Source organism: Streptomyces sp. NPDC014891, from assembly GCF_043081085.1.
Classification (GTDB): Bacteria; Actinomycetota; Actinomycetes; order Streptomycetales; family Streptomycetaceae; genus Streptomyces.
In genome coordinates, this window is the sequence record NZ_JBIBWF010000002.1 from 737,259 (window position 1) to 756,208 (window position 18,950).

The 18,950-nt window shown below is 70.5% G+C and carries 20 protein-coding genes, 1 tRNA gene and 1 riboswitch; of the genes, 9 read left to right on the forward strand and 12 right to left on the reverse strand.

What is annotated here, in order from left to right; genetic code table 11:
* Positions 1-165 precede the first annotated feature (165 nt).
* Positions 166-864: an aspartate/glutamate racemase family protein gene (locus ACF09E_RS07850; RefSeq protein WP_392204442.1), complete on the reverse strand. Its 699-nt coding sequence runs from the start codon at positions 862-864 to the stop codon at positions 166-168.
* 109 nt (positions 865-973) lie between these two features.
* Between ACF09E_RS07850 and ACF09E_RS07855 the strand changes: the two genes are divergently transcribed.
* Together ACF09E_RS07855 and ACF09E_RS07860 are read left to right on the forward strand one after the other, a co-directional pair.
* Positions 974-1,963, forward strand: coding sequence for a hypothetical protein (locus ACF09E_RS07855; protein ID WP_392204349.1), 990 nt, complete (start codon positions 974-976; stop codon positions 1,961-1,963).
* 41 nt (positions 1,964-2,004) lie between these two features.
* Positions 2,005-2,304, forward strand: coding sequence for a hypothetical protein (locus ACF09E_RS07860; protein WP_392204350.1), 300 nt, complete (start codon positions 2,005-2,007; stop codon positions 2,302-2,304).
* A gap of 48 nt (positions 2,305-2,352) precedes the next feature.
* Here ACF09E_RS07860 and ACF09E_RS07865 read toward each other — a convergent pair whose 3' ends face one another.
* The 4 genes from ACF09E_RS07865 to ACF09E_RS07880 form a co-directional block, all read right to left on the reverse strand.
* Positions 2,353-3,621, reverse strand: coding sequence for a DUF445 domain-containing protein (locus tag ACF09E_RS07865; RefSeq protein ID WP_388798348.1), 1,269 nt, complete (start codon positions 3,619-3,621; stop codon positions 2,353-2,355).
* 12 nt (positions 3,622-3,633) lie between these two features.
* The gene (locus ACF09E_RS07870) at positions 3,634-4,617 is read right to left on the reverse strand and encodes an ATP-binding cassette domain-containing protein (protein ID WP_392204351.1); all 984 of its coding nucleotides are present in this window, start codon (positions 4,615-4,617) and stop codon (positions 3,634-3,636) included.
* 12 nt (positions 4,618-4,629) lie between these two features.
* Positions 4,630-5,406, reverse strand: a complete 777-nt coding sequence (locus tag ACF09E_RS07875; RefSeq protein ID WP_392204443.1) for an ABC transporter permease — start codon at positions 5,404-5,406, stop codon at positions 4,630-4,632.
* 154 nt (positions 5,407-5,560) lie between these two features.
* The gene (locus ACF09E_RS07880; protein ID WP_392204444.1) at positions 5,561-6,361 is read right to left on the reverse strand and encodes an ABC transporter permease; all 801 of its coding nucleotides are present in this window, start codon (positions 6,359-6,361) and stop codon (positions 5,561-5,563) included.
* Positions 6,362-6,561: 200 nt separating this feature from the next.
* Here ACF09E_RS07880 and ACF09E_RS07885 point away from each other — a divergent pair, with 200 nt between their 5' ends.
* Positions 6,562-8,817, forward strand: a complete 2,256-nt coding sequence (locus ACF09E_RS07885; RefSeq protein WP_392204352.1) for a transglycosylase domain-containing protein — start codon at positions 6,562-6,564, stop codon at positions 8,815-8,817.
* Here ACF09E_RS07885 and ACF09E_RS07890 read toward each other — a convergent pair.
* From ACF09E_RS07890 to ACF09E_RS07900, 3 genes are all read right to left on the reverse strand, one after another.
* Positions 8,811-9,131 (reverse strand): multidrug efflux SMR transporter, encoded by a 321-nt coding sequence (locus ACF09E_RS07890; protein WP_341623571.1) that lies wholly within the window; start codon positions 9,129-9,131, stop codon positions 8,811-8,813. The two genes, ACF09E_RS07885 and ACF09E_RS07890, sit on opposite strands and share 7 nt — an antisense overlap.
* Positions 9,132-9,163: 32 nt before the next feature.
* A riboswitch (guanidine-III (ykkC-III) riboswitch) is annotated at positions 9,164-9,233 on the reverse strand.
* Positions 9,234-9,282: 49 nt separating this feature from the next.
* On the reverse strand, positions 9,283-9,621 hold the full coding sequence (locus tag ACF09E_RS07895; RefSeq protein WP_017237090.1) for a co-chaperone GroES: 339 nt from the start codon (positions 9,619-9,621) through the stop codon (positions 9,283-9,285).
* Between the two features lie 62 nt (positions 9,622-9,683).
* The gene (locus ACF09E_RS07900; protein ID WP_392204353.1) at positions 9,684-10,004 is read right to left on the reverse strand and encodes a DUF3618 domain-containing protein; all 321 of its coding nucleotides are present in this window, start codon (positions 10,002-10,004) and stop codon (positions 9,684-9,686) included.
* 150 nt (positions 10,005-10,154) lie between these two features.
* On the opposite strand from ACF09E_RS07900, the gene bcp reads away from it, so the two are divergent.
* The 4 genes from bcp to ACF09E_RS07920 all read left to right on the forward strand — a co-directional run bounded on the left by bcp (position 10,155) and on the right by ACF09E_RS07920 (position 13,511).
* A complete protein-coding gene (gene bcp / locus ACF09E_RS07905) occupies positions 10,155-10,628 on the forward strand; it encodes a thioredoxin-dependent thiol peroxidase (protein ID WP_392204354.1) in 474 nt (157 codons plus the stop codon).
* Between the two features lie 113 nt (positions 10,629-10,741).
* A complete protein-coding gene (gene proP, locus ACF09E_RS07910) occupies positions 10,742-12,241 on the forward strand; it encodes a glycine betaine/L-proline transporter ProP (protein ID WP_361855026.1) in 1,500 nt (499 codons plus the stop codon).
* Between the two features lie 268 nt (positions 12,242-12,509).
* A complete protein-coding gene (locus ACF09E_RS07915) occupies positions 12,510-13,379 on the forward strand; it encodes an HNH endonuclease signature motif containing protein (protein WP_392204355.1) in 870 nt (289 codons plus the stop codon).
* Positions 13,380-13,428: 49 nt separating this feature from the next.
* Positions 13,429-13,511: transfer RNA gene (locus ACF09E_RS07920), tRNA-Leu, on the forward strand.
* 62 nt (positions 13,512-13,573) lie between these two features.
* Here ACF09E_RS07920 and rdgB read toward each other — a convergent pair.
* From rdgB to ACF09E_RS07940, 4 genes are all read right to left on the reverse strand, one after another.
* The gene (gene rdgB, locus ACF09E_RS07925) at positions 13,574-14,176 is read right to left on the reverse strand and encodes an RdgB/HAM1 family non-canonical purine NTP pyrophosphatase (RefSeq protein ID WP_392204356.1); all 603 of its coding nucleotides are present in this window, start codon (positions 14,174-14,176) and stop codon (positions 13,574-13,576) included.
* A gap of 8 nt (positions 14,177-14,184) precedes the next feature.
* A complete protein-coding gene (locus ACF09E_RS07930; RefSeq protein WP_392204357.1) occupies positions 14,185-14,565 on the reverse strand; it encodes a hypothetical protein in 381 nt (126 codons plus the stop codon).
* An 87-nt stretch (positions 14,566-14,652) separates the two neighbouring features.
* Positions 14,653-15,384, reverse strand: coding sequence for a ribonuclease PH (rph, locus tag ACF09E_RS07935; RefSeq protein WP_266892306.1), 732 nt, complete (start codon positions 15,382-15,384; stop codon positions 14,653-14,655).
* A 163-nt stretch (positions 15,385-15,547) separates the two neighbouring features.
* A complete protein-coding gene (locus tag ACF09E_RS07940) occupies positions 15,548-15,820 on the reverse strand; it encodes a PTS glucose/sucrose transporter subunit IIB (RefSeq protein WP_361855042.1) in 273 nt (90 codons plus the stop codon).
* 197 nt (positions 15,821-16,017) lie between these two features.
* Between ACF09E_RS07940 and ACF09E_RS07945 the strand changes: the two genes are divergently transcribed.
* Positions 16,018-17,316 carry a PTS transporter subunit EIIC gene (locus tag ACF09E_RS07945; RefSeq protein WP_392204358.1) on the forward strand — a complete coding sequence of 433 codons (1,299 nt, stop codon included), beginning with the start codon at positions 16,018-16,020 and terminating at the stop codon, positions 17,314-17,316.
* Between the two features lie 309 nt (positions 17,317-17,625).
* Positions 17,626-18,891 (forward strand): PTS transporter subunit EIIC, encoded by a 1,266-nt coding sequence (locus tag ACF09E_RS07950; protein ID WP_361855005.1) that lies wholly within the window; start codon positions 17,626-17,628, stop codon positions 18,889-18,891.
* The last annotated feature ends 59 nt before the right edge of the window (positions 18,892-18,950 follow it).

The window sequence follows — 18,950 nt, forward strand, 5'->3', positions numbered from 1 at the left end:
GCCCTCCGAGTGTGAAAAGGCGGCCTCCGCCGCCGGGTCAAGGGTGGGCGCAGCCCATCGCGCAGCGACGCGACCGCAGGGAGCGCCCTTGACGCGGCGGCGGAGGCCGCCACACTCGGAACGAGGGCGGCCGCACCCGAGACCCAACAGGCCGGATCACCCCCGTCACCCCGCGTCGGGGAGTGCCGCTCGTACCGCCGCCGCCGCGTGGAGTCTTGCCGTGGGGAAGATCGGGACCGGGCTGTCCTCGGGGGCGATCAGGAGCTCGATCTCCGTGCAGCCCAGGATGACTCCTTCCGCACCGTCGGCGACCAGGGCCGCGATGATCTCCTGGTACGCGGCCCGTGACTCCTCCCGTACGACGCCCCGGCAGAGTTCCTCGTAGATCACCCGGTGAACCGTCGTCCGCCCTGCCGCCTCCGGGACCCGTACCTCCAGTCCGCCGGCCTCCAGACGGCCCCGGTAGAAGTCCTGTTCCATCGTGAACGCCGTGCCCAGCAGGCCGACCCGTCGCAGTCCCGACGCCCTCACCGCGTCCGCCGTGGCGTCCGCCAGGTGCAGCAGCGGGATCGACACCGCCGCCTCCACCTGGTCGGCGACCTTGTGCATGGTGTTGGTGCACAGCAGCACCATGTCCGCGCCGGCCGCCTCCAGAGCCCGGGCCGCCTCGGCCAGGATCTCGCCCGCCTCCGTCCAGCGGTTCTGGACCTGCAGTTGTTCGATCTCCGCGAAGTCCACCGAGTAGAGCACGCAGCGCGCCGAGTGGAGCCCACCGAGGCGGTCACGCGTGAACTCGTTCACCAGCCGGTAGTACTCCGCCGTCGACTCCCAGCTCATCCCGCCGATCAGCCCGATCGTCTTCATCGCCACGACACACCCCTCCCTCTCCGGTCACTCACACGAGCGTTCTTCGCCCACCGTGTCGACCCCGTCACGCTCCGTACGCTACGGTCACGCCAAACAGCCCCCGTCGATGGTTGCAGCCGCCGACGAGGGCCTGAACCACTCATGGATCGGCACATCCACCGTGATCTACCGGCACTTTAACGCGCCCTCCCGCGCCTTCAGCCAGTTCTCGCACGACCTCATCCGGCATCCCCGGCTCGACTCCGATGCCGTACGGCTCCTCACCTGGCAGCTCTCCCTGCCCCACGGCGCACGCGAGTCGCTCTCCGCGACCGCCCGCCGGGCCCGCATCGGAGGCTGCGCGTTCACCCGCGCCAAACGCCAGCTCAAGGACGAAGGCTTCGTACACGAGCGGCGGGTCCAGGGCCCCGGCGGCCGCTGGATCACCCAGCAGCTCATCTCCAGTACCCCGCTGACGTCCGCTCAGGCCGCCAAGATCCTTGCCGGAGCACCCCTCCCCACCTGCGCCGACGACGTATCACCGCAGGTCGCACCGAGTCCCCGGAAACCGGCCGCCGGTCCGCCGACCACCCCGCCGACCGGCGGTCATCCAGAGAAAGACCCGTCGGAAGACACCTCCCACCGTCCGGCAGCCACCAGCGAGGACGAGCGCTCCCTCGACGACGCCCGCGCCCTCATCGGCGTCCTTCCCCTCCTCTCTCCCGCCCTCCGCCACATCCCGCCCGGCATGCGTGAGGAACTCGCCCGTCTCGCCGCCCGCTGGCTCGCCGCCGGGCACACCCCCGCCGACGTCCACGCGCACATCCTGCGGGGGCTGCCCGGCGCCGGAACGCCCGTCCACCGGCCCGGCGGCCTCGTCCGCTACCTGCTCCGTGAGGTACCGCCCCGCGCCCTGCCCGTCCCGCCCGCGCCGACCCCCGTCGCTCCCCGGCTCTCCCACCGTCTCGAAGGCGCCCGCGAGTGCGCCGGTGACCACGTCCAGCCCATGCTGTTCCGGCCGCTCGGCGACGAGACCCTGTGCCCCGCATGCGCCCCACCCGCCCCGGACGAGCCGATGCCGGTGCCCGGCGGGGAGCACCTCCGCGTCCCCTCGTAGGCTCGACCCCGGAGAATCCCGACCGACCGAAAGGCCCCGCCATGCCCCGCATCCCCTCCCCCGCCGTCGCCGCCGCCGGGCTCGTCGGCGGGTACGCCGTCGCCCGGTGGACCAAGAAGCGGCCCCTCGGCGGGGTCGTGCTCGCCGGGGCCGGGGCCGTGGCCGCCCGGGAGTGGCAGCAGGTCGGTGGCGGCAAGGTCGCCGCCGGGCTCGGTGCCGTCTACGTCGCCGCGTTCGCCGGGTCCCACCCGCTCGCCAAGAAGATCGGCGCCTGGCCCGCCGTGTTCTCCGCCGCCGCGGGCATGGCCGCCGCCTCCTGGGCCGTCACCCGGGGGAAGTAGCGGCCTCGGCCCGGGGGGCGCCGGCCCCCCGCCCGCCGGGGACGCCCCTCAGCCCCCCACCCCGTGGCTCACCGTGTAGATCAGCAGGCCCGCCAGTGCGCCCACCACCGTGCCGTTGATGCGGATGAACTGGAGGTCGCGGCCGATGTTCGCCTCGATCTTCTTGGAGGTCTGCGTGGCGTCCCAGCCGGCCACCGTGTCCGTGATCAGGGACGTGATCTCGCCCCGGTAGGTCGTCACCACGTACGCCGCCGCGTCCTCCGCCCAGCCCTCCACCTTCTGCTGGAGGCGGGTGTCCGTCGCCAGGCGGTTGCCCAGGGAGATCAGGGACGCGCGGGCCCGCAGGCGGAGCTGGCTGTGGTCGTCCTCGGCCGCCGCGATGATCAGGTTGCGGACCGAGGACCAGGCCGAGGCGATGACGTCCTGGACCTCCGGGCGGGCCAGGAGGTCGGACTTGAGGCGTTCGACGCGGGCCCGGGTGTCCGTGTCCGCCTGGAGGTCGGCGGCGAAGTCGGTGAGGAAGCGGTCGATCGCGCCGCGCGCCGGGTGCCCCGGCATGTCCCGCATCTCCGTCACGAAGCGGAGGAGCTCCTTGTAGACCCGCTCGCCGATGCGCCGGTCGACGAACCGGGGCGTCCAGCCCGGCGCGCCGCCCTGGACGGCGTCCATCACCGAGTCGCCGTGGGTGACGAGCCAGTCGTGGCCGCGGGTGCAGATCAGGTCGACCGCCCGGTGGTGGGCGCCGTCGGCGACGATCCGCTCCAGCGTCTTGCCGAGGCCCGGCGCGATCTCCGCCGACTCGGCGCGCCGGGTGATCGCCTCCCCGACCACGGCCTGGACGTCCGCGTCCCGCAGGACCGTCAGGGCGCCGCGCAGCGCCGTGGCCGCCTCCGCCGTGACCCGGTCCGCGTGCGCCGGGTCCGCCAGCCACGTGCCGAGGCGCCGGCCGATGCCCAGGGCCGCCAGCCTGCCCCGTACGACGTCGGCCGACAGGAAGTTCTCGCCCACGAACTGCCCCAGCGACGCTCCGAGCTGGTCCTTCTTCGTCGGGATGATCGCCGTGTGCGGGATCGGCAGGCCGAGCGGCCGCCGGAACAGCGCCGTCACCGCGAACCAGTCCGCCAGCGCGCCGACCATGCCGGCCTCCGCCGCCGCCGCGACGTAGCCCGTCCAGGCGCCCCAGCCCGCGTTCTCCGCCCAGGTCGCCAGGGCGTAGACCACGGCCACGCAGAGCAGCAGTGACGTCGCCAGCGTCTTCATCCGGCGGACGCCTCTGCTCTTCTCCTCGTCCGCCGCCGTGTACGAAAAACTCACCATGGGCCCGACCTCCTACATCAGGGACTCCCGGCGCTCGTCGCGAGTTCCCCCGTACATCTTCGCGATCACCGTCTCGATGTCCGGCTCCCGCACCGAGAGGTCGACCAGCGGGTAGCGCGCGGCCACCGCCGCCACCAGGGGAGCCGCCGAGGAGGCCGCCGGGAGGGCGAGCCACTGGCGGGGTCCCTCCGCCCGGACGAAGCGGGCGCCCGGCACGTCCTCGATCGGGGGCAGCTCGCGCTCCAGGTCCACCACCAGGAGCCGTTCGCTCTCCCCGACGGCGTGCAGGCCGGCCAGCCCTCCGTCGTACATCAGGCGCCCGTGGTCGATCACCATCACCCGCGAGCAGAGCTGCTCGATGTCCGTGAGGTCGTGGGTGGTGAGCAGGACCGTGGTGCCCTGCGTGGTGTTGAGGCGGCTCAGGAACTCCCGGACCCTCGTCTTCGACACCACGTCCAGGCCGATCGTCGGCTCGTCCAGGTACAGCACCTCGGGGTCGTGGAGGAGCGCCGCCGCGATGTCGCCGCGCATCCGCTGGCCCAGGGAGAGCTGCCGTACCGGCACGTCGAGCAGCTCGCCCAGTTCGAGGAGCTCCACGCAGCGCTCGAGGTTCTCCCGGAAGCGGGCGTCGGGGATGCGGTACATCCGGTGCATCAGGCGGTACGAGTCCCTCAGCGGCAGGTCCCACCAGAGCGTGGTCCGCTGTCCGAAGACCACCCCGATCCGCTGCGCCAGCCGGGTGCGCTCGCGCGAGGGGTCGATGCCCGCGACCCGCAGCCGGCCGCCGCTGGGGGTGAGGATGCCGGTCAGCATCTTGATCGTCGTGGACTTCCCGGCCCCGTTCGGGCCGATGTAGCCGACCATCTCCCCGCGTCCGACGGTGAAGCTGATGCCGTCGACGGCCCGGACCTCCTTCTTCTCCCGGCGGAGGAGGCCTGCCCTCCGGCGGACCGTGAAGACCTTCTCCAGTGACTCCAGTTCGATGAACGGTTCCATGACGGCCTGTCCTCAGCTTCCTGTCGATCGGTACGCACGGACCCCGGCCCGCCACGCCAGCCCCGCGATGCCGCAGCACACCGCCGCCACCAGCGGCGACGCGAACGCCGTCCACTCCGGCACCCCGGCCGGGGCCGGCCGGCCCAGCACGTACAGGGCCGGCAGCCAGTTCACGAAGGCGAGCGGGACGACGTAGACGACCCCTCGCACCAGGTCCTGCGCGAAGATCGTCGGCGGGTACTGGAGGAGGGTGTTGCCGCCGTACGTGAAGGCGTTCGTCACCTCCGCCGCGTCCTGCATCCAGAACAGCGCCGAGGCTCCCAGCACCATCACCGCCCCGAAGATCACCGCTCCGGACACCACCGTCACCGGCAGCAGCAGGAGTTTCAGCGGCGACCAGTCCACGTCCAGCAGGCACAGGCTCCACACCAGGACCATCAGCCCCTGCGCCACCCGGCCGAACCTGCGCAGCGCGAACTTGTCCCCCGCCACCTGCGCCAGCAGGGGCGCCGGCCGCATCAGGAACGTGTCGAGCGAGCCGTCCCGGACGCGTGCGCCCATCCGCTGGAGCGAGCCCATCGTCAGGTCCGCGATCCCGAACGCCGTGCCCGTCGTCCCGTAGAGGAAGGCCACCTCGGCGAACGAGAAGCCGCCGAGGCCCTCCACCTGACCGAACATCAGGAGGATCACGACGAAGTCGAAGAAGGTCGCGCAGAAGCTGTTCACCAGCGTGAGCGCGAAGGACACGCGGTAGGTCATCGTCGAGCGGATCCACATGCCGGCGACCATGCGGTACGTCCGCCAGGACTCGCCCCACGGGCCGGGGGCGCGGCGCGGGCCGCGCCCGCCCCGGGGCTCGCCGGCCGGTGCGCGGTCCGGGGCGGGGGTCGCGGCGCCGTCCGGGCCCGGCGCGCCCCCGGAGGGCACGCGGGTGCGCGTCGCCTCATCCACCCTGCACCACCACCTTCCGCGTGGCCGCCGCCTGCGCCGCCCGGCCCGCGCCCAGCAGCACCAGGGCCCAGCCGGCCTGGAAGGCGTACGCCCTGAGCAGACCCCAGCCCTCGTAGGTCCCCAGGTAGACGTCGGCCGGCACCTGGAGCAGCGAGGCCCAGGGCAGCACGCGGGCGACCTCGCCGAGGGCGCCGGGGAAGACGTTCAGCGGGAGGAGCATCCCGGAGAAGAACAGGCCGCCCAGCCAGGCGGCCTGCACCACGCCCTGGCCGTCGAGCAGCCAGAAGGCGCTCATCGCCACCAGGTACCAGATCGCGAACCCGACGGTGGAGCCGAGCGCGGCCGCCAGCAGGAAGGCGAGCCACGAGCCGGGGCCGGCCGGCAGGGTGAAGCGGAAGGCCAGCCAGCCGACCGCCATCGGGGCGATCCCGCGTCCGAGCAGCTGGTAGGCGGACCTGCCCAGGTCGGCCGAGAACCACCAGGCCTGGAGGTCGGCGGGGCGGTACAGGTCGACGGCGATGTCCCCGGTCCTGATCCGCTCGATCAGCTCGTCCTCGAAGCCGCCGCCCATCAGTCCGCAGACCGTGATCAGCGCCTGGCCGATCCAGACGTACGCGAGGGCGTCGTCCGTCGAGTAGCCGCCGAGCCGCGGTCGCTCGTCCCAGAGGGCGATGTAGGTGTACGACAGGATGAGACCGAAGACGGTGTTGGTGAACACGCCCGCCGCCGTCGCCACCCGGTAGGTGGCATGGCGCCGGAACCCTCCCGCGGCCACCGCCGCGTACAGCCGCAGCATGCGGCTTCTCCTCCCCTGTCCGTCAAGCACCGAAAAAACCTGAAAGGACCGGAAGGCCCGAAAGGCATGGGAACGCACGGAAAAAGCGCCGAAGCGCACGACCCTAGCGGGGGTGAGGACCGCACCGCGACCGGATTTCCCGCCACCTTCGGGTCGCGTTCAGGAGTTTCGTCCCCTTAGGGGCAATATGAGGTGCCATGCCCCCTTCCTCCGGTACGAGCGACTCCGACGCCCCCCGGCCGGCCCGCCCCACGGGCTGGGAACCGAGGGACCCCACCCTCCCCCCTCCCCCGCCGCGCAGGGCCAGGCGACGTCCCCGCCGCCTCCTCCGCACCCTCTTCGGGCTCCTGCTCCTCGGCACCCTGCTGCTCGCGGGCGCCTTCGCCGCCGGCTACCTCCTCGTGGACATCCCGCCCGCGAACTCCGCCGCCGTCGCCCAGTCCAACCTGTACCTCTACCGGGACGGCAGCACCCTCGCCCGCGACGGCGAGGTCAACCGCGAGAACGTCCGGCTCGACCGCGTCCCCCTGACGGTCCGCCAGGCCGTCCTCGCCGCCGAGGACCGCGACTTCCACACCTCGCGCGCCGTCGACCCCAAGGCCATGGTCCGCGCCGCCTGGAACACCGTCAGCGGCAAGGGCCGCCAGTCCGGCTCCACCATCACCCAGCAGTACGTCAAGAACTACTACCTGGGACAGGAGCAGACGCTCACCCGCAAGGCTAAGGAGTTCTTCATCGCGATCAAGCTCGGCCGCGAGAAGAGCAAGGAGGAGATCCTCCAGGGCTACCTGAACACCAGCTACTTCGGACGCAACGCGTACGGCGTCCAGGCCGCCGCCCGCGCCTACTACGGCAAGGACGTCGAACAACTCGACACCGCCGAGGGCGCCTACCTCGCCTCCGTCCTCAAGGCACCCAGCGCCTACGACGTCACCACCCACCCCGAGAACCGCGCCAAGGCCGTCGCCCGCTGGAACTACGTCCTCGACGGCATGGTCACCGAGGGCTGGCTCACCCGCGCCGACCGCGCCGCCGCCCGCTTCCCCGTCCCCCAGACCGCCCGCCCCGCCACCGGCCTCTCCGGCCAGCGCGGCTATCTCGTCCACGCCGTCGAGGAGTACCTGACCGGACACGGCATCGTCGACGAGAAGACCCTCGCGGGCGGCGGCTTCCGCATCACCACCACCCTCGACCCCGCCAAGCAGGACGCCCTCGTCCAGGCCGTCGAGGACCAGGTCATGTCCCGGCTCGACCCGGCGGCCACCCCCACCGACCGGTACGTCCGGGTCGGCGCCGCCGCCGTCGACCCGGCCGACGGCAAGGTCCTCGCCATGTACGGCGGCGTCGACTACACCCGGCAGTACGTCAACAACGCCACCCGCCGCGACTACCAGGTCGGCTCCACCTTCAAGCCCTTCGTCTTCACCGCCGCCGTCCAGAGCGGCGCCCAGACCCAGCAGGGCGAAACGATCACCCCCCACACCGTGTACGACGGACGCAACCGCCGCCCCGTGGAAGGCTGGCACGGCATCCCGTACGACCCCGCCAACGAGGACGACGAGACCTTCGGCGAGATCCCCGTCGGCGCCGCGACCGACCTGTCCGTCAACGCCGTCTACGCCCAGATGGCCGTCGACGTCGGCCCCGGACACGTCCGCCGCACCGCCGTCGCCCTCGGCCTCCCCGGCTCCACCCCGGACCTCACCGCCACCCCCTCCATCGCCCTCGGCCCCGCCACCGCGAGCGTCCTGGACATGGCGACGGCGTACGCGACCCTCGCCGCCCACGGCCGGCACGGCACCCACACCCTCGTCGAGCGCCTCAGCAGGGACGGCCAGGAGATCACCCTGCCCGCCCCCACCGCCCGGCAGGCGGTGACCCGGGAAGCCGCCGACACCACCACCGCCGTCCTGCAGAACGTCGTCAGGACCGGCACCGGCACCGCCGCCCTCGCCGCCGGCCGCCCCGCGGCCGGGAAGACCGGCACCGCCGAGGACGACAAGGCCGCCTGGTTCGCCGGCTACACCCCGGAACTCGCCACGGTCGTCGCCCTGATGGGCCAGGACCCCGACTCGGGGCGGCAGGAATCCCTCTACGGCGCACTCGGACAGCCCCGCGTCAACGGCGGCGGGGAACCCACCGAGATCTGGGCCCAGTTCACCCGGGACGCCCTCGCGGGAACACCGCCCCGCGACTTCGACCTCCAGGTGATGCCGGGAGCCGAAGAACTCCCCTCGACACCACCGCTCCCCGACACACCGGACTCCCCGAACGCCTCCGGATCCCCCGACACCGCAGCCGTCTCGGACGTCTCCGGAACCCCCGACACCTCCCCGGCACCCGACACCTCAGGCGCCCCCGAGGCCCGCGAAGAGTCCTACGAGATCGGCGAGGCCGGCCCGGGAGCCGCCTCCCGCAGCCCCCGACCGCCCCGCACCTCCCCCGGTCAGTGACCGGAGGTCGCCTTCAGACCCACCACGGCGACCAGCAGCAGACAGACGAAGAAGATCCGGGCGGCAGTGGCCGGCTCACCCAGCACCACCATGCCGAGCACCGCCGCACCGGCCGCGCCGATGCCCACCCACACGCCGTACGCCGTACCGATCGGCAGCGTCTTGGCCGCCTGCGACAGCAGCATCATCGAGGCGACGATCCCGACACCGGTGAACACACTGGGCCAGAGCCGCGTGAAGCCGTCGGTGTACTTCATCCCGATCGACCAGCCGACTTCCAGCAGACCCGCGACGACGAGAAGAACCCAGGCCATGACGACGACACCTCCACGAGACGGAACAACAGGGTGCGTCGTCTTGTCGGAATCCCGGTACGGCGCGTCTCGTCGGGTGTCTCCAGGCTAGCAAAGAAAGACCGAGGGCCCCGGTGACCATGGTCACCAGGGCCCTCCGCAGCACAGCGGATCAGAGATACAGACCCGTGGAGTCCGTCGCCCCCTGGAACCGGTCCGCGGCCACCGCGTGGAGATCCCGCTCGCGCATCAGGACGTACGCGACACCCCGCACCTCGACCTCGGCGCGGTCCTCGGGGTCGTACAGCACCCGGTCGCCGATCTCGACGGTACGGACGTTCTGGCCGACCGCGACCACCTCGGCCCAGGACAGGCGACGCCCCACGGCGGCGGTCGCCGGAATCAGGATGCCGCCGCCGGAGCGCCGCTCCCCCTCCGGGGAGTCGGTGCGCACCAGGACGCGGTCGTGGAGCATCCGGATGGGCAGCTTGTCGTGCGTGTTCTCGCTCACGGTCCGAACCTACCTGCCCCCGCACCCCGGCCGGGGCGGGGAGGGGGGCGTCCCCGGAGGGATCATCCCCGGCCCTTCCGGGAAGAGGCGGCGAGCAGCCCGACGACCGCGACGGCGACCAGGGCCGCCGGCACGACGCGCTCCAGCCGCGGGGCGCCGTCCTCATGCGTGAAACGCGCCTTCACGTCCGAGACGACCCGGTTGACGGCGACGAAGGCACGCCCGGCGGTCTGATCGACCGTCGAGGTGACCTTGGCCTTCGCGTCCCCGATGATCGTCTTCGGGTGCATCCGAATGCCGATCTCGTCGAGAGTGACGGCGAGCTGCTCGCGCCGGCGGACGATGTCCGCCTCGATCTGCGCAGGGGTCCTGGCCTCCGACACCGCGCTGCCTCCGTAGTCGTGATCCGGGTGGTCGTCATCCGGTCGTTGATCGGTCCTTGTGGACAGTCTGTCAGCTCTGCCGCCGTCGGGCTGTCCCCGACCCCCATTAGGCTCTGAACGCGTCCGCGAACCATCCCGAGGAGATCAGCCATGAGCGAGCGACTGCAGCCCGGCGACACCGCCCCCGCCTTCACCCTGCCCGACGCCGACGGCAACCAGGTCGCGCTCGCCGACCACAAGGGCCGCAAGGTCATCGTCTACTTCTACCCGGCCGCCCTCACCCCCGGCTGCACGAAGCAGGCCTGCGACTTCACCGACAACCTCGACGTGCTCGCGGCCGCCGGCTACGACGTCATCGGCGTCTCCCCGGACAAGCCGGAGAAGCTGGCGAAGTTCCGCGAGCAGGAGAACCTCAAGGTCACCCTCGTCGGCGACCCGTCGAAGGAGACCCTCGCGGCCTACGGCGCCTTCGGCGAGAAGAAGCTGTACGGCAAGGTCGTCACGGGCGTCATCCGCTCGACGGTCGTCGTCGACGAGGACGGCAAGGTGGAGCACGCCTTCTACAACGTGAAGGCCACCGGCCACGTCGCCAAGATCCTCCGGGACCTGTCGATCGAGGCCTGACCCACCGCACGGGCCACGTGACGCACGTCGCAATCCCCGGCGATTTCCGTTTGTGAATGGCATGAACGCGCAGAAGGTCCTCTGGAGCTTTCCCGGAGAGAGGACGTACGGCCATGCCGGCCACAGACCGCGACGGCCAAGTCGTCGATCCCGAGGCGCAACGGCGCCACCCGCAGCTGTTCAAGGCCGCCGTCCGCCGGCGGCGGCCCAAGCTGCGCCGCACCGACATCACGGTCACCGACGAGGCGGCCGTCAAGCGGGCCGTGAAGGCGGCCTCGCTGGGCAATGCCATGGAGTGGTTCGACTTCGGCATCTACGCCTACCTCGCCGTCACCCTCGGCCACGTCTTCTTCCCCTCGGGCAACGACACCGTCCAGCTGCTGTCGTCGTTCGCGACCTTCGCCGTGGCCTTCCTGATCCGCCCGCTCGGCGGCATGGTGTTCGGCCCGATGGGCGACCGGCTGGGCCGCAAGAAGGTCCTCGCCCTGACGATGATCCTCATGGCCGTCGGCACCTTCGCGATCGGCCTGATCCCGTCGTACGCCTCCATCGGCTTCTGGGCCCCCGCGCTCCTGGTCTTCTTCCGCATGCTCCAGGGCTTCTCCACCGGCGGCGAGTACGGCGGCGCCTCGACGTTCATCGCCGAGTACGCCCCCGACCGCCGCAGGGGCTACTTCGGCAGCTTCCTGGAGTTCGGCACCCTCGCCGGCTACGTCGGCGCGGCCGGCCTGGTGACCGCCCTCACCGCCTGGCTCGGCTCCGACACCATGGAGGCCTGGGGCTGGCGCGTGCCGTTCCTGGTCGCCGGTCCGCTGGGCCTCGTCGGCCTGTACCTGCGGATGCGGCTCGACGAGACGCCCGCCTTCCAGAAGCTGGAGAGCGAGTCGGCCCGCGCCTCCGAGGCGGCGGACCCCGTGGAGACCTCCACCAAGGGCGACCTCGCGAAGATCTTCCGGCAGCAGTGGCCGACGCTGATCCTGTGCATCGCCCTGGTCGGCGCGTACAACATCACCGACTACATGCTGCTGTCGTACATGCCGACCTACCTCACCGACGAGCTCGGCTACAGCGAGACCCACGGCCTGCTGATCCTGCTGCTCGTCATGGTCCTGCTGATGCTGGTCATCACCCGGGTCGGCCGCCTGAGCGACCGCTTCGGACGGAAGCCGCTGCTCATGGCGGGCATGCTGGGCTTCTTCTTCCTGTCGCTGCCGGCGTTCCTGCTGATCGGCCAGGACGGCGTGCCCGCGATCACGGCGGGCATGCTGATGCTCGGCCTGTCGCTGGTCTGCCTGCTGGGCACGATGTCCGCGGCGCTCCCGGCGCTCTTCCCGACGGACGTCCGCTACGGCTCCCTGTCGGTGGGCTACAACCTGTCGGCGTCGCTGTTCGGCGGGACGACGCCGCTGGTGATCACGGCCCTGATCGGCGCGACCGGCAGCAACCTGATGCCGGCGTACTACGCGATGGCGGCGGCGCTCGTCGGAGTGATCGCGGTCGCCTGCATGAAGGAGACGGCCCGCCAGCCCCTGGAGGGCTCCCCGCCGTCGGTGGAGACCCCGGAGGAAGCGGCGGAACTGGTCATGTCCCAGGCCCCGGAACCGAGGTTCTGACCCCACGCCCCCACCGTCGCAACGGCCCGCACCTGACGTCCCCGGTGCGGGCCGTTCCGCTTGCCGTACGCGATATGACGTGACCGTCCGATATTCGGGTCGTTGGTACGTACGAGAACCGCACTGGGGAGGGGACGGGATGGGGACGAGTGTGTACACGAGGGAACGACTCACCGCCGTTGCGGCGGAGGCGAGTGGGTGGGCGGATCTGATGCGCCGCCTCGGCGTCAACGAGAGCGGGGGCCGACGCCGCATACTGCAGTCACAGGTGGCCGAGTTCAACATCGACACCAGCCACTTCAAGCAACGAAGCCCCTGGCGTAAGTACACGGACAGCGCCATCGCCGAGGCGGTCGCCACCTCTAGGACACTGCGCGAGGTCGCGCAGAAGCTCGGCGTGCCCCCGGCCACCGGAACGCTCTCGCACCTCAGCAAACGAATCGCGGCAGCCGGAATCGACGTGACGCGGTTCCCCGGCCTGAATCGCTCGACCGCGGACCTTCCGTTCACCACGGAGGAGCTCAAGACAGCCGCAGCGGCCACACAGAGCGTCAGGGCGATGGCGCGCCTGCTGGGCGTGGGCGATGACGGCAGATCCCGGGCCGCGCTCAGGCACATGCTTCACGAGCGCGGAATCGACATCGCCCACTTCACTCACAGGCGCGTCGAAGTTCCGGAGGACGGCCTACGAGCAGCGGTGACCGCTGCAGCCAGCTTCGCCGACGTGATGCGCGCGCTCGGTCTCCCGGTGAGCGACCAGATTCACCGCCGGGTGCGACGCCGGGTAGCCGAGCTGGGTCTCGACACGTCGCACTTCAAACGACGTACGTGGGGCACCGTACGAGTCGCAGCGCCGAAGGCCATCGCGCACACGGTGTTCCGGGTCCGTCCCGAAGGATCGTCGCGCGAGAACCGCGTTCGGCTCCACCGCGCGCTTACTGAGGTCGGCGTCCCGTATCGCTGCGTCGAGTGCGGCAACGAAGGCTCGTGGAGAGGTGGACCCATCACCCTGCAGATCGATCACATCAACGGAAACTGGATCGACAATCGCCGGGAGAACCTCCGCTACCTCTGCCCCAACTGCCACTCGAAGACAGCTACGTGGTATCGAGGCGGCGGGCGCCACCAGCCGATGTAGGGCATCCATACTCACGCAAGTGCAGGCCCGCTACGATGGTAGGCGACCAGCGGCCTTGGCGGAACGGCAGACGCCTCGCGTTTAGGTCGCGATGGGAGCAATCCCGTGAGGGTTCGAATCCCTCAGGCCGCACACGCCATCAAATCGAAGGCCTCACCCGAAAGTTGCTCCGGGTGAGGCCTTCGCTGTAGCCCTCAGCCCAGCAGTTCCCTCACGACCGGGACCAGGGCGCGGAAGGCCTGGCCTCGGTGGCTGATCGCGTTCTTCTCGGCGGGGGTCAGTTCGGCGCAGGTGATCTCGTGGCCCCGCGGCTGGAGGATCGGGTCGTAGCCGAAGCCGTTCGTGCCGACCGGGGTGTGGCGGAGGGTGCCCGGCATCGTGCCCTCGACGACGCGTTCCGTGCCGTCGGGGAGGGCCAGGGCCGCCGCGCAGGCGAAGTGGGCGCCCCGGTGCTCGTCGGCGATGTCGGAGAGCTGGGCCAGCAGGAGGTCCAGGTTGGCGCGGTCGTCGCCGTGCCTGCCGGACCAGCGGGCCGAGAAGATGCCGGGTGCGCCGTTGAGGACGTCGACGCAGAGGCCGGAGTCGTCGGCGACGGCCGGCAGGCCGGTGGCCCGGGCGAGGGCGTGGGCCTTGAGCAAGGCGTTCTCGGCGAAGGTGACGCCGGTCTCCTTGACGTCGGGAATCTCCGGGTACGCGTCCGCGCCGACGAGTTCCAGGTCGAGACCTGCGTCGGCGAGGATCGCGTGGAGTTCGGTGATCTTGCCCGCGTTGCGGGTGGCGAGGATCAGACGGGTCATGCCGTCGATTATCCCGGGGTGCAGACCTTCCCGATCTCGGTGGCCGCGTCGGTGACGGGGGTGATGTCCGGGGTGGTGTCGCCGTTCTCGACGGCGGTGCGGACGGAGTCGACGCCCTTGGTGAGATCGTCGACGGCCTTGGAGAGATCGGCGTTGTCCGTCGTGTTCTTGAGGTTGCCCAGTTCGGTGGAGATGGAGTCGAGGGACTCCTCGATCTGGGTGGCGTCGTTGGAGGCGTTGGAGACGGCCTGCTGGAGGTTGCTCACCGAGGTGGCTATCGCGTCGGCGGTCTTGACGCAGTCCATGGCCTTGTCGAGGGCTCCGCAGCCGCTCAGGACGGTGGTGAGCGCGGCGGCCGTGGCCACGGTGAGTGCGAGACGGCGCTTCAAGGCGGGTCCTCCCCCGGTTTCGTACGTGTGGACGGGCGGGCGCACGGATCGTATCCGGGTGCCCGCCCGTCAGGACGCACGACGGGGTCAGAGGGTTCCTTCGAGGGCCTTGCGCTGGATCTCGGCGAGTTCGGCGCAGCCGCCGGACGCGAGGTCGAGGAGGGCGTTGAGCTCCTTGCGGTCGAAGGGCTCGGCCTCGGCGGTGCCCTGGACCTCGACGAAGCGGCCGTCGCCGGTGCAGACGACGTTCATGTCGGTGTCGGCGCGGACGTCCTCCTCGTAGCAGAGGTCGAGGAGGGGGACGCCGTCGACGATGCCGACGGAGACGGCTCCGACGGTGCCGGTGAGGGGCTTGCGGCCGGCCTTGACGAGCTTCTTGCCCTGGGCCCAGGAGACCGCGTCGGCGAGAGCGACGTAGGCGCCGGTGATGGCGGCGGTGCGGGTGCCGCCGTCGGCCTGGAGGACGTCGCAGTCGAGGACGATGGTGTTCTCGCCGAGGGCCTTGTAGTCGATGACGGCGCGCAGGGAGCGGCCGATGAGGCGGGAGATCTCGTGGGTGCGGCCGCCGATCTTGCCGCGGACGGACTCGCGGTCGCCGCGGGTGTTGGTGGCGCGCGGGAGCATGGAGTACTCGCCGGTGACCCAGCCTTCGCCGCTGCCCTTGCGCCAGCGCGGGACGCCTTCGGTGACGGAGGCGGTGCAGAAGACCTTGGTGTCGCCGAAGGAGATGAGGACGGAGCCCTCGGCGTGCTTGCTCCATCCGCGTTCGATGGTGACGGGGCGGAGCTGTTCGGGGGTACGGCCGTCGATACGAGACATGTGAGGAGCCTAGCCGCGTCGGAACCGGGCGTGGTGAAGGGCCCGTTCCGCCGGTGGGGGCGGTGGCCGGTTGTGGTGGTCGCGGGTGGGGGCAGCGCGGGGTGCGGGTGTGCCTAAGGGCCCGTCCCCCTGCCGGGTCGGGCCCTTAGGACGATGCGGCTGCTTACATCATGTCTTCGATGTCGGCGGCGATCGGGTCGGCGTCGGTGCCGATGACGACCTGGATCGCGGTGCCCATCTTGACGACGCCGTGGGCGCCGGCGGCCTTGAGGGCGGCCTCGTCGACCTTGGACGGGTCCACGACCTCGGTGCGCAGGCGGGTGATGCAGCCTTCGACCTCTTCGATGTTCTCGATGCCGCCGAGCCCGGCGACGATCTTCTCAGCCTTGGTGGCCATGTGTTTCTCCCTGTCCGTTCTGTTCGCGCGTACGCGAATCTCGGCGCACCTGCGGTCCGCTTTGTCACGGTAACCCACGGTTGGCCCAACTTCGCGAGCGAGTGCCGCCGTTCTGCCGAATCATGATGATCACCGGCGGCCTGTCCTCAGCGGGCTCCCGGGAGCCTATCGCAACTGGTCTACACCAGTGTGCAACGAGACGCGCACCCGGCACGTTCCGGACAGGGAGGACGCCGATGAGTACCGACAGCGCTGCGGCGCAGCCGAAGAAGTCCGTGTGGGGCGGGCTCTTCCAGGGGCTGCAGAAGATGGGCCGCAGCCTCCAGCTCCCCATCGCCGTCCTTCCCGCCGCGGGCATCATCAACCGGCTCGGGCAGCCGGACGTGTTCGGCGCGGACGGTCTGGGCTGGGACAACGTCGCGAAGGTGATGGCGGGCGCGGGCGGTGCGCTCCTCGACGGCAGTCTGGGTCTGCCGATCCTCTTCTGCATCGGTGTCGCGATCGGCATGGCGAAGAAGGCGGACGGTTCGACCGCGCTCGCGGCCGTCGTCGGCTTCCTCGTCTACTACACGGTGCTGCGGCAGTTCCCGAAGGACTGCCCGGCGGGCACGAAGGACATCGGGGGCGGCTGCCTGGGCGCGGACGACTCCTTCGCCGGGTACACGTACCAGAACCCGGGCGTCTTCGGCGGCATCGTGATGGGTCTGCTCACCGCGTACCTGTGGCAGCGCTACCACCGGACGAAGCTGGTCGACTGGCTGGGCTTCTTCAACGGCCGCCGTCTCGTCCCGATCATCATGACGTTCGTGGGCATCGCGTTCGCCGCGCTCTGCCTGTGGGTCTGGCCGCCGATCGGCGACGCCCTGGAGAGCTTCAGCGACTGGCTGGTCGGTCTCGGCGCCTGGGGTTCCGGCATCTTCGGCGTGGCGAACCGGGCGCTGCTCGTGATCGGTCTGCACCAGTTCCTGAACGTGCCCATCTGGTTCCAGTTCGGCACGTACGAGAAGCCGGACGGCTCGGTGGTCCACGGCGACATCCCGATGTTCCTCGCGGGCGACCCGAACGCCGGCCAGTTCCTGACGGGCTTCTTCCCGATCATGATGTTCGCGCTGCCGGCGGCGGCGCTGGCGATCACCCACTGCGCGAAGCCGCACCGCCGCAAGGAGGTCGGCGGCCTGATGCTGTCGGTGGCGCTGACCTCGTTCGTCACCGGCATCACCGAGCCGCTGGAGTACTCGTTCCTCTTCATCGCCCCGGTGCTGTACGCGGTCCACGCCGTGCTGACCGGTGTGTCGATGGCGGTGACGTGGGCGCTCGGCGTGAAGGACGGATTCAGCTTCTCGGCCGGCCTGATCGACTACGTGATCAACTGGAATCTGGCGACGAAGCCCTGGCTGATCATTCCCATCGGTCTCGGGTTCGCGGTGGTGTACTACGCGATCTTCCGGTTCGCGATCACCAAGTTCGATCTCCAGACCCCCGGCCGCGAGCCGGACGAGGTGGGCGACGAGATGGAGCGGGAGAACGTGAAGTGAGGCGGTCCGGCGACGTCGGGTAGCGCCTCGCTCACCCGCCGGAGCCTGGTCGTTCCGGGGCTTTCGCCCCGCCCGTAAGCCCCTCGAAAGGCCCCTGGACCTGACGGTCCGGGGGCCTTATGTCGTGCATCTCCAGCTATGGCTGAACGCACAGAATTCGCAGGTTCCTTATCTAAGTCTCACGTGCTACAACTGGTCTACACCACTCATTGGTGTAGACCACGCGGTCCAGACCACCGCGTTTCCACGAGACGTCGCCGTCCCCCCTTTCCATCCTCTGGCGGCGCCTTGCCTTACTGGAGGAAGTTGATGAGTACGGCCACCGCCCAGGCCGCCGCTCCCGCGAAGAAGCGCGGATCCGGCCTGTTCCAGGGCCTGCAGAAGGTCGGTCGCAGCCTGCAGCTGCCGATCGCCGTGCTGCCGGCCGCGGGTATCTTGCTCCGTCTCGGCCAGCCCGACGTCTTCGGAAAGGACGGACTCGGCTGGGACAAGGTCGCCTCCGTCTTCGCCACCGCCGGCGGCGCGGTCTTCGACAACCTGCCCCTGCTCTTCTGCATCGGCGTCGCCATCGGCTTCGCCAAGAAGGCGGACGGCTCCACCGCCCTGGCCGCGCTCGTCGGCTTCCTGGTCTACAGCAACGTGCTGAAGGCCTTCCCCATCACCGAGGCCGTCGTCAACACGACCGCCAACAAGGGTGTCGACGTCGCCGCGACGTACAACAACCCGGGTGTCCTCGGCGGCATCCTGATGGGTCTGCTCTCCGCGGTCCTCTGGCAGCGCTTCCACCGCACCAAGCTCGTCGACTGGCTCGGCTTCTTCAACGGCCGCCGTCTCGTCCCGATCATCATGGCCTTCGTCGGCACCGCCGTCGGTGTCGTGTTCGGCCTGGTCTGGGAGCCCATCGGCGAGGGCATCTCCAGCTTCGGCGAGTGGATGACCGGCCTCGGCGCCGGCGGCGCCGGCCTCTTCGGTCTCATCAACCGCGCGCTGATCCCCGTCGGCATGCACCAGTTCGTGAACACCGTCTCCTGGTTCCAGATCGGCGACTTCACCAACGCCGCCGGCGAGGTCGTCCACGGTGACCTCAACCGCTTCTTCGCCGGAGACCCGAGCGCCGGAATCTTCATGTCGGGCTTCTTCCCGATCATGATGTTCGGCCTCCCGGCCGCCGCCATCGCCATCGCCCACGCCGCTCGCCCCGAGCGCCGCAAGGCCGTGATGGGCATGATGGTCTCCCTCGCGCTGACCTCCTTCGTCACCGGCATCACGGAGCCGATCGAGTTCACCTTCATGTTCATCGCACCGGTCCTGTACGCGATCCACGCCGTCCTGACCGCCGTGTCCATGGCCGTCACCTGGGCCCTCGGCGTCCACGCCGGCTTCACCTTCTCGGCCGGCGGCATCGACTACCTGCTGAACTGGAACCTCGCGACCAAGCCGTGGCTGATCATCCCGATCGGTCTCGTCTTCGCGGCGATCTACTACGTGGTCTTCCGCTTCGCGATCACCAAGTTCAACCTCCCGACCCCGGGCCGCGAGCCCGAGGAGGAGATCGAGGACCTCACCAAGGCGTGAGCCCCGTCCGCAGCACGGAAGGGCCCCGGAACCGCACGGTTCCGGGGCCCTTCCCGTTC

Bases quoted from the DNA above. Each gene is read 5' to 3' on its own strand.
- ACF09E_RS07890 (WP_341623571.1), bottom strand. From the start codon at position 9,131: ATGGCCTGGGTTCTTCTCGTCGTCGCGGGTCTGCTGGAAGTCGGCTGG.
- ACF09E_RS07945 (WP_392204358.1), top strand. From the start codon at position 16,018: ATGAGTACCGACAGCGCTGCGGCGCAGCCGAAGAAGTCCGTGTGGGGC.
- ACF09E_RS07850 (WP_392204442.1), bottom strand. From the start codon at position 864: ATGAAGACGATCGGGCTGATCGGCGGGATGAGCTGGGAGTCGACGGCG.
- ACF09E_RS07865 (WP_388798348.1), bottom strand. From the start codon at position 3,621: ATGGTGAGTTTTTCGTACACGGCGGCGGACGAGGAGAAGAGCAGAGGC.
- rdgB (WP_392204356.1), bottom strand. From the start codon at position 14,176: ATGACCCGTCTGATCCTCGCCACCCGCAACGCGGGCAAGATCACCGAA.
- ACF09E_RS07870 (WP_392204351.1), bottom strand. From the start codon at position 4,617: ATGGAACCGTTCATCGAACTGGAGTCACTGGAGAAGGTCTTCACGGTC.
- bcp (WP_392204354.1), top strand. From the start codon at position 10,155: ATGAGCGAGCGACTGCAGCCCGGCGACACCGCCCCCGCCTTCACCCTG.
- proP (WP_361855026.1), top strand. From the start codon at position 10,742: ATGCCGGCCACAGACCGCGACGGCCAAGTCGTCGATCCCGAGGCGCAA.
- ACF09E_RS07950 (WP_361855005.1), top strand. From the start codon at position 17,626: ATGAGTACGGCCACCGCCCAGGCCGCCGCTCCCGCGAAGAAGCGCGGA.
- rph (WP_266892306.1), bottom strand. From the start codon at position 15,384: ATGTCTCGTATCGACGGCCGTACCCCCGAACAGCTCCGCCCCGTCACC.
- ACF09E_RS07855 (WP_392204349.1), top strand. From the start codon at position 974: ATGGTTGCAGCCGCCGACGAGGGCCTGAACCACTCATGGATCGGCACA.
- ACF09E_RS07860 (WP_392204350.1), top strand. From the start codon at position 2,005: ATGCCCCGCATCCCCTCCCCCGCCGTCGCCGCCGCCGGGCTCGTCGGC.
- ACF09E_RS07885 (WP_392204352.1), top strand. From the start codon at position 6,562: ATGCCCCCTTCCTCCGGTACGAGCGACTCCGACGCCCCCCGGCCGGCC.
- ACF09E_RS07875 (WP_392204443.1), bottom strand. From the start codon at position 5,406: ATGGTCGCCGGCATGTGGATCCGCTCGACGATGACCTACCGCGTGTCC.